Origin of the sequence: Chryseobacterium sp. MEBOG07 (assembly GCF_021869745.1) — a bacterium.
GTDB lineage: Bacteria > Bacteroidota > Bacteroidia > Flavobacteriales > Weeksellaceae > Chryseobacterium > Chryseobacterium viscerum.
Genome location: NZ_CP084579.1, coordinates 2,728,895 through 2,742,905, shown reverse-complemented (window position 1 = coordinate 2,742,905; position 14,011 = coordinate 2,728,895). Strand labels below are relative to the sequence as shown.

9 protein-coding genes and 2 pseudogenes are annotated in these 14,011 nt (G+C 35.6%); 2 read left to right on the top strand and 9 right to left on the bottom strand.

Annotated features, from left to right (window positions below):
• Window positions 1–174 precede the first annotated feature (174 nt).
• From LF886_RS12640 to LF886_RS12630, 3 genes are all read right to left on the bottom strand, one after another.
• A complete protein-coding gene (locus tag LF886_RS12640; protein WP_236849900.1) occupies window positions 175–1,203 on the bottom strand; it encodes a threonine aldolase family protein in 1,029 nt (342 codons plus the stop codon).
• Window positions 1,204–1,287: 84 nt separating this feature from the next.
• Window positions 1,288–1,509, bottom strand: a complete 222-nt coding sequence (locus LF886_RS12635) for a hypothetical protein (protein WP_236849899.1) — start codon at window positions 1,507–1,509, stop codon at window positions 1,288–1,290.
• A gap of 293 nt (window positions 1,510–1,802) precedes the next feature.
• Window positions 1,803–4,814 (bottom strand): zinc-dependent metalloprotease, encoded by a 3,012-nt coding sequence (locus tag LF886_RS12630; protein ID WP_236849898.1) that lies wholly within the window; start codon window positions 4,812–4,814, stop codon window positions 1,803–1,805.
• A 327-nt stretch (window positions 4,815–5,141) separates the two neighbouring features.
• On the opposite strand from LF886_RS12630, the pseudogene LF886_RS12625 reads away from it, so the two are divergent.
• Window positions 5,142–5,794 (top strand): annotated as a pseudogene (locus tag LF886_RS12625) (metal-dependent transcriptional regulator).
• Between the two features lie 68 nt (window positions 5,795–5,862).
• Here LF886_RS12625 and LF886_RS12620 read toward each other — a convergent pair.
• Window positions 5,863–7,386 carry a TonB-dependent receptor gene (locus tag LF886_RS12620; RefSeq protein WP_236849897.1) on the bottom strand — a complete coding sequence of 508 codons (1,524 nt, stop codon included), beginning with the start codon at window positions 7,384–7,386 and terminating at the stop codon, window positions 5,863–5,865.
• Between the two features lie 50 nt (window positions 7,387–7,436).
• Window positions 7,437–8,291 carry a TonB-dependent receptor plug domain-containing protein gene (locus tag LF886_RS12615; RefSeq protein ID WP_236849896.1) on the bottom strand — a complete coding sequence of 285 codons (855 nt, stop codon included), beginning with the start codon at window positions 8,289–8,291 and terminating at the stop codon, window positions 7,437–7,439.
• A 294-nt stretch (window positions 8,292–8,585) separates the two neighbouring features.
• On the opposite strand from LF886_RS12615, the pseudogene blaIND reads away from it, so the two are divergent.
• A pseudogene (gene blaIND, locus LF886_RS12610) lies at window positions 8,586–9,330 on the top strand (IND family subclass B1 metallo-beta-lactamase).
• Here the strand turns inward: blaIND and LF886_RS12605 are convergent.
• The 4 genes from LF886_RS12605 to LF886_RS12590 form a co-directional block, all read right to left on the bottom strand.
• Window positions 9,327–10,502 (bottom strand): aminotransferase class V-fold PLP-dependent enzyme, encoded by a 1,176-nt coding sequence (locus LF886_RS12605; protein WP_236849895.1) that lies wholly within the window; start codon window positions 10,500–10,502, stop codon window positions 9,327–9,329. The pseudogene blaIND and the gene LF886_RS12605 sit on opposite strands and share 4 nt — an antisense overlap.
• 101 nt (window positions 10,503–10,603) lie before the next feature.
• Entirely contained in the window at window positions 10,604–11,743 is a 1,140-nt protein-coding gene (locus tag LF886_RS12600; protein WP_124531663.1) for a hypothetical protein, read from the bottom strand.
• 24 nt (window positions 11,744–11,767) lie between these two features.
• Window positions 11,768–12,604, bottom strand: a complete 837-nt coding sequence (locus LF886_RS12595) for a TssN family type VI secretion system protein (protein WP_236849894.1) — start codon at window positions 12,602–12,604, stop codon at window positions 11,768–11,770.
• Between the two features lie 120 nt (window positions 12,605–12,724).
• Window positions 12,725–13,666 (bottom strand): type VI secretion system baseplate subunit TssG, encoded by a 942-nt coding sequence (locus tag LF886_RS12590; protein WP_236849893.1) that lies wholly within the window; start codon window positions 13,664–13,666, stop codon window positions 12,725–12,727.
• Window positions 13,667–14,011 lie beyond the last annotated feature (345 nt).

Below are 14,011 nucleotides of genomic sequence, written 5' to 3'. Positions count from 1 at the left end.
GAATTGGTGATCATAAAGAGGAAGACGGACAGTCTAAATATGCTGACGACAAAAAGGTGAGCTATAAAGACGGTCAAAAGCTGAGTACTGCAGATTGTAAAGCAGTCAACAAAGCTTTAAAATAATCCATTATAAACAAAAAACAGCCTTATTTCAAGGCTGTTTTATTTTATGTTAATTCTGTTCAATAATTTCAATGAAACGATTCACAGCTTCATCCCCGGTACTCCATGAAGTAATAAGACGAATCGCAGAAGAATCTTCATCTACCTTCTTCCATACATAGAATTCAAAATTTTCAGATAACACCTCAATAAGATGGTTATTCAGGATAGGAAAAATCTGGTTGGTATACGTATCAGAAAGAAATGCAGCTCCTTTTTTCTGCAAAGCATTTTTAATCTTCATCGCCTGCTGATTGGCATGTCTTGCCAGATCAAAATACAGATCATCTTTCATCAGTTCCAAAAACTGAATTCCCAACAGTCTTCCTTTTGCCAGCAATGCTCCTTTCTGTTTGATATTAAAAGCAAAATCTTCCTGAAGAACAGGATTATTAATCACGATTGCCTCTCCTATTAAAGCTCCGTTTTTGGTTCCTCCAAGATAGAAAATATCAGTAAGAGCAGCTACTTTTTCTAACGTAAGATCGCTGATGTCCGCTGTCAGACCATGTCCCAGCCTTGCTCCATCCATAAACAGATACAGTTTATTCTGCTTACAAAATGCCGAAAGCTCTTCCAGTTCTTTCGCCTGATAGATTGTTCCAAGCTCTGTAGAATTGGAAATATACACCAGTTTAGGCATTACCTGATGCGGTACATTACTATGCCCCTCTAAAACAGGGATAATATCTGATGGTCTTATTTTCCCGTCTGCTGTTTCAATGCTCAGTACTTTGTGACCTGTAGCTTCAATAGCTCCGGTCTCATTATTTAGAATATGTCCGGGAGCGGCAGAAATCACACACTGATAAGGTTTTAAGATCGCAGAAATAACAATTAAGTTGGCCTGCGTTCCTCCTGAAACTAAAAAAACTTCCGAATCCGGGTTGTTGATTTTTTCTTTAATTAATGTTTTAGCTCTTAATGAATACTCATCTTCTCCATAGCCAGCCTGCTGTTCAAGATTATACTGTAAAAGAGCCTGTAAGATATTTGGGTGGCATCCTTCAGAATAATCATTTTTGAATGAAAATTTCATAGAGTAAAATTAAAAAATAAAAGAAAATTGGTCCTATGAAAAAGCTAAATATTTTTAAAAATTCAATGTCTGTACATATTGAGTTTATTTGACAACATCATTAGGCTGCCCAACCTGGAACCCTTTTTCGGGATTCATATATATTTTATATTTCTTTTTACATTTTTTTTCCAGCGGCTCAATAAAATAAGATATTCCATTCTCCATATAAGCTCCTGTTAAATTTCCGGAGGCGATGGTCAAAGTAATAAGCTTGGTGCCATCTTCGGATTTCCCTTTAAAACTGTATATTTCCTCTTTTCTCAATGCATCGGATGTTCTATCTGCCGTTATATATTTTGTCTCCTTACCATTGATATCATATAAATTAAAAACAATCTCTTTTCCTCCTCCCTTATTCAGTTTATTTTCCTTTATAAATTTTTAGGATTAAAATTAAATGTAAAGCTTCCGGATTGCCCCGATACATTACAGAACAGTGTAAAAAGCAGAAATAATATAATGTTTTTCATCTGGATGGTATTGTATTGATACTTATACAAATTCTATACAAAAAAGGAGCTATAATGATATAGCTCCCTTTAAATATATAGTATCGATTATTTTTTGATAACTTTTGATTGATGAATCAGTGTTTTATTATTCAATAATTTTAACATATAAACACCGGTTTCAAATTTAGTAAAGTTGATTACTGAATTATTCAACGTATTACTCTCCATTAATCTTCCTGAGATATCATAAATTTCATAATGAGTGATCTTCTCATCACTGTATACCTGAAGAAAATCTTTTACCGGATTCGGAACTAAACCAATTGTTTTTTTAGAAAGCTCTTTGGTACTTAATACAGAAGTAATATTTAAAGTAATATTGTTTCTGCTTAATTGATAACAAACTTTTGCCTGATTAAGTTCCGCAATCGTTTTATTAACCAAGGCACTTTCCGCTCCTGTAAACGAAATACCCTGTACCGTATATGTTCCTACAGGTAAAGTCGTAAAGTTACCTGTTGAACTTGTTGCAATGATTGTATTGGTTGTTGTATTAATAGCTGCATAAGTGAAACTAACGCCTGCAGGTAGACTTACAGTATCATAGAATTGCCCAGGCCCGTTAATGCTAACCACAACACTTGATCCTGCTGGAGTGCTGCTCAGATTTCTTGAAGTCATGAAATACTCTGCACCCTTTTCCAAATTAACAGTGAATGTTCTGTAATAAGTAAAGCTGGTACCAGTTCCTGAATATACTGCATTCGAAGTCAGGAAATTAGCCGTTCCTGTCTGAGTTCCTTTATATAAAGTGATAGCTACTCCACTTGGAGAAGGATAGCTTAATGTATAACTTCCGGTTTCCGTTGCTTTGAATTTTAAAGGCAGCATACTTGAGCTTGCATTAAGCAGATAAGGAGCTGTTTGTGCCTGATTAAATATATACCAGCTATTTGAGCTCATATTCGCAGCATCGAAAGTCAATGTTTTAGAATTGTAGGTATCATTAGATGGCGTTTGTGGCAACAGATTAAGATTAGATTGTGAGCTTCCCTGTATTGCTGTTATCACCTTCGGATTTTCTACCATAATGGTTTGGAAAGCATTACAGTTTGAGCTGATAATAAAATTAGTATCGGAAACATCAAAAAATTCTGCATAATCATTGATTACTGCAGTCACCTTAATTCTTGCTTTACTTGTATAAGGAACAAATGGCAAAGCTACAGCAGCAGTTCCATTATTAGGAACATTGGAAGCAAGTACATAAGGGAAAGTATCTCCTCCGTCCGTAGAAAGAAGGACATTTACAGTATTCTTTAGAACGTTGGTCTGATTTACATCCCATGTTACATTGATGTTTGTTTCAGCATTCACTGTTACATTTGAATTAGGATATGTTACCGCTAAAGGTCCTTGATTGGTTACCGTCACTACCACCTGATCAGAATCTGCCCCACCTGAAATCACACTGTTATCTCTTACAGTAAATCTCATTTTCATTGTTCGTGCTACCAAAGGAAGTGCTTCTGCTTCATTAACAGGAGGATTATTCTGGTTATTCAGAACAAATTTCATTTTTGGAAAATATCGTTCTGTAGTCGTTGTACTCTGCTCAGATCTGAACAATGGAGCTGTAGTACTGTTTACTGCAGAGTAACCTCCACTTCCGTTAATAGTACTTCCAAAAGCTCCTTTATCGTTAGCCACAGCAACGTCTACCTGATCCCAAGTATAGGAAAGGTTTGTATCTTCAGCATCACTTGCAATCCCTTTCAGTTTAAAAGGAGTATTTTTTGGAATACTGATAGCTGTATTCCCTGGATTGGCAGAAGGTGGTGTATTATTTACCGCCACAGAAGTATAGCAGGTAGAAGATACTGCAAGTGTATTTAAAATTTGATCAATACTTTTAGCATGGAAATAATTCAAACCGTTATTTCCTGTATTCGTTTGATCATTAGGAGTGGTACAGTTATTTTTATAAGCCATAATGGTAGATCCTGAACCCGGCTCTGTAGCTGCTGCAGAATTCCATCCGGAAGTACAGAATGTAGGGCTTGAAGGAGTTCCTCCTATCGCATTATAGGTATGTCCTGCCCCAAACTGATGCCCCATTTCATGAACGATCAGGTTAGCAGATAACGATTTTGGCATAGATAGCGTCCACTGGCTCCAGGCTCTCGCTTTAAGAGATGCCGTACACGGACGAGGACCTGCCTGTCCTTGGGCACTTCCACCGGCTCCCGGCATAATGTTAAAGGTATGACCAATATCGTAATCTGCGTATGGCAGCGTTCCGTTCGTATTCATAATGTCAAAACCGGATTGTGAATTAGCCGCGGAAGCAAAAGATGGGTCTATTGTAAAAGGATCCGTGGTTCCATCGGTAAAAATCAGGGTTTTATTAACTGTTTTATCAATTAATGTAAAAGAAATGGATAATTCTGATTCATATATTTGATTGATCAGGTTCATCATAGCGACCAATTCTCCAAGAGCAGCATCCTGATTTCCTAAAGCAGTTGTAAATTCGCCAGTCGTTGCCACTGCCATTCTGAAAGTTTTCAATGAGCTTCCATAAGGGAATCCTGTCGCCGACTTCTGAACGTTCAGCCCTTTGGCTACAGCCTCCAGACTTTCTTTGAAATCATTTTCATCCGTTCCGCATATGAATTTCTCACCAAACATTTCAAAAGAGTTGTAAATACGGTATTCCCCTTTTTTAGTTTTATAAGGTTCAATAATATAATATCCTGTACCGGATTTTACCATTGCAGAGATCTCATTTCCAACCAGGGTAAGTTTTATCTTATCTTTTCTGTCCTTTGAATATCCGTCAAAAGTAACAATATGATCAAGTTTCCTGTTTAGAAGATTATTTTCAGAAAGAATAAACTCTTTTTTAGTACCATCAATAAGTGTTAAAACAATAGATTGATTGCTGATCTTTTCAGATTTTTTTCTATCTGCATTGATACTTCTTTTAAAATCATCAATATTAAGTTTAAAAGTTGTTCCGGGAAGATCATCACTATTTGACACAATGGGGTTCAATATCTGCGCATTCATAAAAAAAGATGCACAGATTGAAAGAAAAGTAATTTTTAATTTCATTGCTATAATTTTTGAGAGTTAAGATAAGTAATTAAGCAATAAATCTTATAAAAAGAAAAACATACACTTTAATTAAGAATACTATTAAAAAATATAAATATTTTCAACTATTTAAAATAATATTCATTAAAAACAGAATAAATAAAAATATCAAAACCTATAAACTCAGATATAACAACCTTATTTATAACCAATTTTAATTTTATTCATATTAATTTACTCATAATCCTATTTTTTTATTAAAAATTTTTCCCAATCATTTTGGTTCATAAGCACAATAGATTTAATATTATTTTGTTAGTTTTGCACTGAAAATCATCTAACATTTTGAGAACAACCCTAACAGAAGAAAATTACCTGAAAGCTTTGTTTCACTTAGTTGACAATGAAGGAAAGGTTACGATTAATGAGCTCAGCAAATTTTTAAATGTAAAAATGCCGAGTGTCAATAACATGATGAAGAAGTTTGCAGAAAAGAAGTGGGTCATTTATGAAACCTACAAACCTTTAATCGTTACGGAAAACGGAAAACGGGAGGCAGCTCTTGTCGTTCGTAAGCACAGACTTACCGAAATGTTCCTGGTAAAAAAATGAATTTTGGCTGGGAAAACGTTCATGAGATTGCAGAACAGCTAGAGCATGTACATTCTCAAATCTTCTTTGATAAGATGGATGAAATATTGGATTATCCTAAGTTTGATCCTCATGGAGAACCTATTCCTGATAAAGACGGAAACATAATTTCACAGGATCTTCAAAGACTAAGCAGCTGCGAAGCTGGTGAAAATGTAACTTTTGCTTCAGTTACTCTTTCTGATGATGCTTTCCTGACTTACCTTAATGACAGGAAATTGCTACTCAACACCAAAGTAAAGATCATTAAAATTGAAAGTTTCGATAAATCGATGGCTATAGAAATTGATGGTAAAACAGAAATTTTAAGCAAAAAAGCTACTGAGAAAATATTGGTTAAAAAGTAATCAATTACAATGACATGATATAAAAAGGTGACCGCAAAAACTTCGGTCACCTTTTTTATATTCTATATTTAGAAAGGAACGATAAGTTTTAAAGAGATATTTCTTCCCATATTGTAAATATTTCCCAAATATTTTAACCGGCTAAGATGCGACTGATAAGCACGGTCAAATACATTATTGACCTGAAGCTGCAATACGGCAGAATGGTTTTCAGAATAATGAAGTTCAACGGATGTCCCAATATTAAATAAAGTATAATCATTCGTTGCAGTTTCTGTATTATCCAATCCCAAATATCTGTTCTGCATTCCTGAGAACTCCACTTCTGCTGTGGGAGTAATTGATGAAACTAGTTTTGACCTCACAGGTATTTTCTGGGATAGGTTCCCGGACAACTTTAACGGAGAAATCAAAGGAAGATATTCTCCCTGGGTTTCTTTATTTTTAAATTTTTTATCGCGATTGAACCCGTAAATAAGGGATAGACTGGTTTCAAAATTAAATCCTTTCCATTTTTCGGGGTGTAATGACAGCCATGCTTCCATTCCATAAAGCTGAGCAGAAGCCTGCTGATATTGATAGGTTTTATTTCCCTGCATATCTACGAGAGGATTTCCCTGTGCATCTACAAGTAATGACAAATAAATATAATTCTGAATATTATTGTTGAACCAGCTTACATCTGCCGAGAAATCTTTGAACCTTGTACTGATTCCCAGATCTTCCTGCAGTGAAAACTCAGGATTGAAATCCCTGTTGCCTTTATAAATAATATGAGCTCCGGGATCCAATCCGTTCGAACCAATCTCCGTAATATTGGGTGCTCTGTAACTTCTTCCTACATTAGCTTTTAAACTGATCTGTTTTGTCAATTGAAAAGCAGATCCTATGCTGGCTGATAAACCTCCGAATGTTTTGTTATAGGATGCAAATCCAAGTCTGGTAGTAGAAGATGCCTGAGCAGCCTGTTCCTCAAACTGGGTTATCGGATTAGTCTGGATGTAGAAGTTTCCCCAGCTGATGTTTCGGATATCATAACGTGCTCCCCCACTGATGTTGAGTCTTTTATATTTCCATTTGATATATGTGTAAAGACCTCCTTCATTCAAATCGTAATCGGGAATAGGAAAATCTGTGGCTGATTTATTTTTATTATTTTGAATCATTCCATTAGCGCCTGCAGAGATTTCAATGGATGAAAACTTGGGAAAATTATAACGGACCCCATAGTTTAGGGTATTAAGCCGTACATACATCCCTGGTTGTGAGGGTACAGTTGGATGATTGTATTCTCTACGAATATTTTGTTGTAAGGCAAAATGAACATCCAGATCTCCTTTTCCAATCTGCTGACTGTGCTGCGCATAGAGTCTATAATGCTGAATTCTCTGATGCAAAGGAGAAAGAGTGTATGAATTAAGATCTTTCTCTGAAACAACAGGTCTTTTTTCTGCATCGTCATCATCACCTTCTCCAGTCTGATAGGTAAATTTTCCGGTGTGCGGATCACGGCTCCCATCTGGGATTCCCTGTAGATTGTCGTATAGTGTGAAATTGATTTTTGAAAAGCTATTGCTTGTTTTGCGCCCCAAAAGGAAAGAAAAGTTTTTTTCTTCAAAATTGGTATTATATACTCTGCCGTCTATAGCATTTCTGTAATTTTTGCCATTCTGTAAGAAGCATTTAACGAAGCTATAAAAGAGTTTTTTTTGTAGCCCAATATCATCCCGTTTCCAATAAGGTTATTATTTCCCTGATATTCACCAATTATTTTCCCATGCACAAGACCATCATTCTGAACAGGCATATAGGGAAAAAGACTTACTACTCCAGCCAATGCATCAGAGCCAAACATTAAACTGGCTGGCCCTTTTATTACTTCTGCATGATCAATGATATACGGAGCGACTTCTATACCGTGTTCATCTCCCCACTGCTGGCCTTCCTGACGTATACCATCATAAAGAGTCAACACCCTATTATAACCTAATCCTCTGATAAAAGGCTTTGAAATATTCGGGCCCGTTTCTACAACGCTTAATCCCGGAGCAGATTTCACCAATGAACTGATTATATTTGTAGCGACAGCCCTTTCAATCTGTTTGGAAGAAATACTGAGGATTGCAACAGGATTTTCTTTAATTAAAGTCTCTTTTGAAACTCCTGTTATTGTTATTTCATCAATTCTGCTGCTGCTTCTAGCGAGAAAGATATCAGGAATCATCGTTTTTTTTTGTTCAACATAAATTTTTTGCTCAACGTCTTCATATCCTTTAGCTTTCACCAAAAGTCGATAATTTCCAGGAGTGAGATTTCTGATTTTATAATCACCATTTTTATTGACCGTTGTTTTTGCCGAAGTCTCTTTGAGTATTATTTCAGCTTCCGGGTTGGCTCCATTTTCAAAAAGTATCTTACCCACAACTTCTTTATCCTGAGCATTCATCATCGAAATAATAAAAATAGGGAATACTGACAGCATTAATTTTAATTTCATATACATTAAGATTTTTATTAAGGTCTTTTAAACTTTGAAAAATGGTTATTAATAAAAATCAAATGTAATGAAAAAAACAATTATCGCAACAAAGTTGCATTATTAATTTGAATTTATTTCTGCCTTTTCGATAATTGTTAAAAAACGGTTAAACTCTCCTTCATAAAATAAATGACAATTTAATTTTATTAGGTTTGCAAAACTTTCTATAGCATTGTCTTTTCTGACAAATACAAACATTTAATTAGTACTTAAAAAAATTATGAAAAAAGCATTCCGTTTTTTATTATTTCGATGTTGTTAAGCCCTTTTGCAAATGCTCAGGTAAGAGATTTTGTTATTGAGCCCCAGATTAAACCCAACTTCTATATTTACAAAACTTTCGGCGTATTCGGAGGGAAGGAATATTCTACCAATGCGGTGTATCTTGTTACTAAAAAGGAGTCGTTTTATTTGATGTTCCATGGCAGAAAACCCAGTACCAGAGTCTGCTGGATACGATCCAAAAACGTCATAACCTTCCTGTCATTGCAGTATTTGCCACTCATTCTCATGAAGACAGGGCTGGAGATTTAAGCTTTTATAATAAAAAGGAATTAAAACCTATGCTACGGCAAAAACCAATGAACTGCTAAAGAAAGATGGAAAAGCTACGTCTACAGAACTTATAAAAACTGGAAAACCTTACCGTATTGGTGGAGAAGAATTTACCGTAGATTTTCTTGGTGAAGGGCATACTGCTGATAATGTAGTGGTATGGTTTCCAAAATATAAAATATTAGATGGCGGATGTCTTGTAAAAAGCAAAGCCGCAGTAGATCTGGGCTACACTGGAGAAGCTAACGTTGCACAATGGCCAAAAACGATGGAGAAACTGAAGTCTAAGTATTCCCAGGCTACCCTGATTATTCCGGGACATGATGAATGGAAAGGCGGCGGGCATGTAGAACATACTCTTGATCTTTTGAACAAAAATAAAATTGAAAAGCCCCGGCATCTGCCGGGGCTTTCTTATAATCATTTAAGACGTTATTTTTAACGATGAATATTTTCCAAAAGCCGGGATACTTTTTCAATTTCTTCCATGGTATTGAAATAATGAGGTGATAAGCGGATAGCCTGATCTACATTTTTTGATGTAAAATCAATTAATGCATTGCTTTTATTACTGACCGTGAAAAATACATTATTTTCCTTCAGCACTTTATGAATTTTTTCAATTTTATTATCCTGTTGACAAAAAGTGACAATACTGCCTAATCTATTTCCTTTATCCAAAATCCTGAAACCGCTATTCTGCAGGTTCATTCTCAACTTTTCGGCCAGTTCACGGTTGTAATTTTGGATATGCATCATTCCAATCGTATTGGCGTACTTCAAAGCCTCTATAAATCCAAGCCATGCAGCATTAGGTCTTTCAAAAAGTTCAAATCTTTTGGCGGTGTCGTCTAACTGGTAGTTGTCAAATGCTGTCCAGACGGCTCCATTATTATCCAGAAACAAGGGAGCTAAATCACTTATTAAGACTCTTTCTGAAACATATAAAAACCCTGTTCCTCTTGGTCCTCTCATAAACTTTCTTCCTGTTGCTGTTAAGAAATCACAGTTGATTTCCGCCACATCCACCACCATCTGACCTACAGACTGGCAGGCATCCACGAGATAAAGAATATTGTATTGCCTGCAAAGTTTTCCTACACCTTCTACATTTTGAATCAAACCGGAATTGGTAGGAATATGGGTTACTGCAATTAACTTTGGGTTGTGTTTTTTAATCAGTCTTTCCATATCTTCAAGATCCAGCTCATGATCCGGCAGATTGGCAACTCTGACAATGTCAATATGATATCTTTTCTGTAAAGAAATAAAAGCAATCTGATTGGAAACATAATCGTCATTGGTTGTAATGATACAGTCACCATCTTTAAAATTGATACTGGACAAAGCCTTTGCATACCCATCCGTAGAACTGCTCATAAAAGCGATATTGGAAGGTTTGGCATTGATCAGTTTTGCAGCTTCTTCATAAAACTGATGGATTTGTTCCGAGTTTCTATCGGCTGCGGTATAGCCTCCAACCTGTTGTTCTTCATATAAATAGTTCACAATAGTGTCTACCACAGTTTTAGGCATTAATGAAGATCCTGCACTGTTTAAGAATATCTTATCCGAACACCCCGGGGTGTCTTGTCTTATTAAATCTAAATTCATTATCTATAAATCTGTAAAAGCAAATGTACTTTAAATCTTGTTTGTTACGATTAATAAAAATCCCGAATTTTCATCCGGGACTTGTATTTATTTCAATGTTATTAATCTAAAACACTCCAACCTCTTTTTGGATTCGTGTTCGTTGAAACTTCCTGCTCATTAACGATAATGTTTTCTTTTCTCTGACCGATATAATCAAGTTCGCTCAATTTAGAGAAAATCGTTTCAAGGCTTCTCAACATCTGTTGAATGTAAAGCAATGGTTCACCACAGTTATGATGATCATAATTGGTCTCTGCAACAATAGAAAGCTGGTTCAATAAAGTATGAGGAGCAATTTCACTCCACTCCAGGCTATAGTTCAGCATTTCTTCCAGTTCAGCCGGAATAAGAAGCTGTGTTGAGTTGTATAAATGAAGCGCCAGTCTCGCAAAAGACTCAATCAAAAATACAGGCGGCTGCCAAGGAGTAACATTTCTGAACTGAAAATACATATCACCAAAGGTATTTACCATGGTCGTACACAGGAATTTAACATTCTGTGCCAGTGCTGTATTTTGATTTTTATGAGATGCTTTCTGAATAATTTTAAAAGCATACTGCTGAAGATTTCCTATAGATTTTGCAAAGTTGCTATAATACTCTACTAAAGCCGGATGACTCTGAACGGAAGCACAAGGCGGAATAAAGTTGGAATCTACCTGAGCAATATTCCCTTTTAAATCTACTTTACCGATAATTAGATAATTTCCTCCTGAGTAGCTGCTGTTCAAAGAAGTGACAGGTAGAAGTTCAATATGATGATTCGGCTGTGCACTTGGGTGACGAGGCGGAATTTCTTCAGGATCAATATCACCAAAAGGTACTTTATCAAAAGGATTTACAGAGATTAAAATATAATATTCACCATCTGCCTGCTCTTCGTTCATGGATTTCGCCAATGATTTTACGCTGATTCTTCTGTCCGTCAGCTCAATACGATATCCCGCCATGGTAACAGCGCTACAACGCTTAATGACCAACTGCACATCGTTGGTTGCTGTATTGTGAACATCAAAAATGGTACGGTCTGTAAATTCAGTGGAAATAGGCAGTAGCCCATAGTTATATGTAGTAATTCCAAGGGAATTGGAATCTCTGATGGTATCAATTAAGAAATTATCCTGATCATTAAGGTGTCTCTGGGAAACTTTCATCCCATCCACCCAATTGATTGCAAAATGTTTAATAGGTTGTATCATGTTAATACTTTTTAAATTTTGTGTTTATGATTTTTTTGCGACTCCCTCCTCTTCATGCTGAATAACTCTCTTACAAATCACCACTTCATTTTCAGAAATGCTGTTTGAAGTAATGTCCTGGTCGAAATCTATATATTTTCTGAAACTGAAAAATGATTTTTTAGTGTAAAAGATCCAGTAATAAGGCTCATTTCCTTCGTCAGAAAGATGAATAACAGATCCCGGATTTTTGTGGTTGTAATCATCCACTACTCTGTAAAACCAATCTCCGAAAGTAACTCCAGTCGGAAGTGTTTTAGCTTTAATTCTGAAACGGTTGGTGTCTTCTAATTTTTTGCTTAATTCAACATTCAATACCATTAATCTATCAAAATCTGCTCCTTCAAAATCTGGCAGCTTCTGATCCGGAGAATACCTCCATGTTTTATAAATATCAAATGGAATACTGATAAACTGGATATAGCAGTAATAAAATACCATAGGAACCACAAAGATCACCATACTTGTTGCTGCCATTACTGAATATCCTGTCCCTTTGCTCATCCAGTTAAAGATCAGAGTGAAAAGATACCCACCTAATACAATACACGTCAAAGAAAGTATAGATTCAAACAGAATGCTCATTGAAAGAGATTCGATGTGTTTTTTGAAATATTTGTGTAATAAATTCACATGAATAATCCCAAAAATAAGGTAAATAACCTGTGCTATCAGATACCAGTACGGATTAAAAAGATTTCCGGCAAATCCAAATACACCCGGGATTGCCAGACATAAACTGCACAGAAGTACGTATACAATAATTACTTTAATTTTGATCGCAGGCTTATTTCTCCTGATTACACCGAGTATAACCATCATAATAATTGCGATTAAAGGCATTAAGATATACCTTAGAAAAATACCTTTTACTGAAGAAATTTCCATTTTTTTCTTTTCGAATTTATACTTTGTTGGTAGCTGTAAATATAATAAAATAAATTAGAGGAAGGTAGAGTATCCAAGGCGGCTGGCGTTTCTTTCATCATCCTCAAGGCTGAATGAATATTCCTCTTTTTCTGTGACAAAATTCTCTTCCACATCCACTGTTACCGGAAGAAAATAATCATATAATGCCTGAAGCACATTTCTGAACGGACTTCCCGGAATATACTTTTTCATATCTCCATAAGGAATAGGACCAATGTTTACCACCCAGTTTCGCTGCCCGTCCATATGCGGACCACTTGGGATATAGGTTACCCCTAATCTTGAATTGCCCAATAACATCGAATCATTATTTTTCTCAATCTGATCGATAATATTGGGTGAAAAACTTACTTTTACCGGCACCTGCAGAAAAGCGGTCATACATCTTTCAAACCATTTTTTATCTCCTCTGATCTGATGGAAAAAAGGTAAAATATGCATGAAGACATACGCACTCTGCTTATCCAGCATTTTTACCAGAGGCCAAAGCTCACTCATTGTTTCCAGTAAAGAATCTGTATTGCTTGCCATATCAAATTCAGACTCCTTAAGCAAAGCGCTGATCTCCGTAAAAAAGACTTCCAGTTCAAAAGGACGGAAAAACTTACGGGCGTCATCTTCTACCCTTTTCTGTTTCCGGATTTCCCTTACCACAGTATCTACATTCTTTCTGGAAGCTCCAAGAGATGGCGGATGGAACAATCCTTCCGGAAGGTAGTCATAAATGCCTTCCCTATAACTCTCTATGGTAAATACTTCCTCATCAAATCCTAAATAACTGCTTGAGATACTTTTTATATCCTTCAGGTAGGCACGGTCATTCACTCCGACACGCTCGATGAATATATTGCTTACCGCACGATGGTACTTCAATAGGTTAACCGCCACAGCTTCAGCTTTAAAATCTGTCTGCAGCTTATTGTAATGCATATCTACAATATTATTCTCATACATAGTGTTTCCTCTGATTATGACTTGTAAAGATAATATATCTCATAAGTTTGAAAAAATATTTTTACAATAATTTTATCCTAAAAATAGTAATTTATTAATATTAGATAGAATAAATTCTAACAAATTCCGTAAAAATACGGTAAATACAAGATTTGCTTGTTTTTTAAAAATAAAATTCCTTGTTCAGGATCAAATGTTTAAACCACATGGATTTTTCAGAGGCTTACTATCTTACTGTCTTTTCTCTCCACGCTTCCCTATCCTTATAGTATAGTATAGTATAGTATAGTATAGTATAGTATAGTATAGTATAGTATAGTATAGTATAGTATACATCTGCTTTTC

What these genes read in the sequence shown, in the direction of transcription:
- LF886_RS12600 (WP_124531663.1), bottom strand. Translation starts at nt 11,743, where the DNA reads ATGATACAACCTATTAAACATTTTGCAATCAATTGGGTGGATGGGATG.
- LF886_RS12595 (WP_236849894.1), bottom strand. Translation starts at nt 12,604, where the DNA reads ATGATGGTTATACTCGGTGTAATCAGGAGAAATAAGCCTGCGATCAAA.
- LF886_RS12630 (WP_236849898.1), bottom strand. Translation starts at nt 4,814, where the DNA reads ATGAAATTAAAAATTACTTTTCTTTCAATCTGTGCATCTTTTTTTATG.
- LF886_RS12590 (WP_236849893.1), bottom strand. Translation starts at nt 13,666, where the DNA reads ATGTATGAGAATAATATTGTAGATATGCATTACAATAAGCTGCAGACA.
- LF886_RS12605 (WP_236849895.1), bottom strand. Translation starts at nt 10,502, where the DNA reads ATGAATTTAGATTTAATAAGACAAGACACCCCGGGGTGTTCGGATAAG.
- LF886_RS12640 (WP_236849900.1), bottom strand. Translation starts at nt 1,203, where the DNA reads ATGAAATTTTCATTCAAAAATGATTATTCTGAAGGATGCCACCCAAAT.
- LF886_RS12615 (WP_236849896.1), bottom strand. Translation starts at nt 8,291, where the DNA reads ATGAAATTAAAATTAATGCTGTCAGTATTCCCTATTTTTATTATTTCG.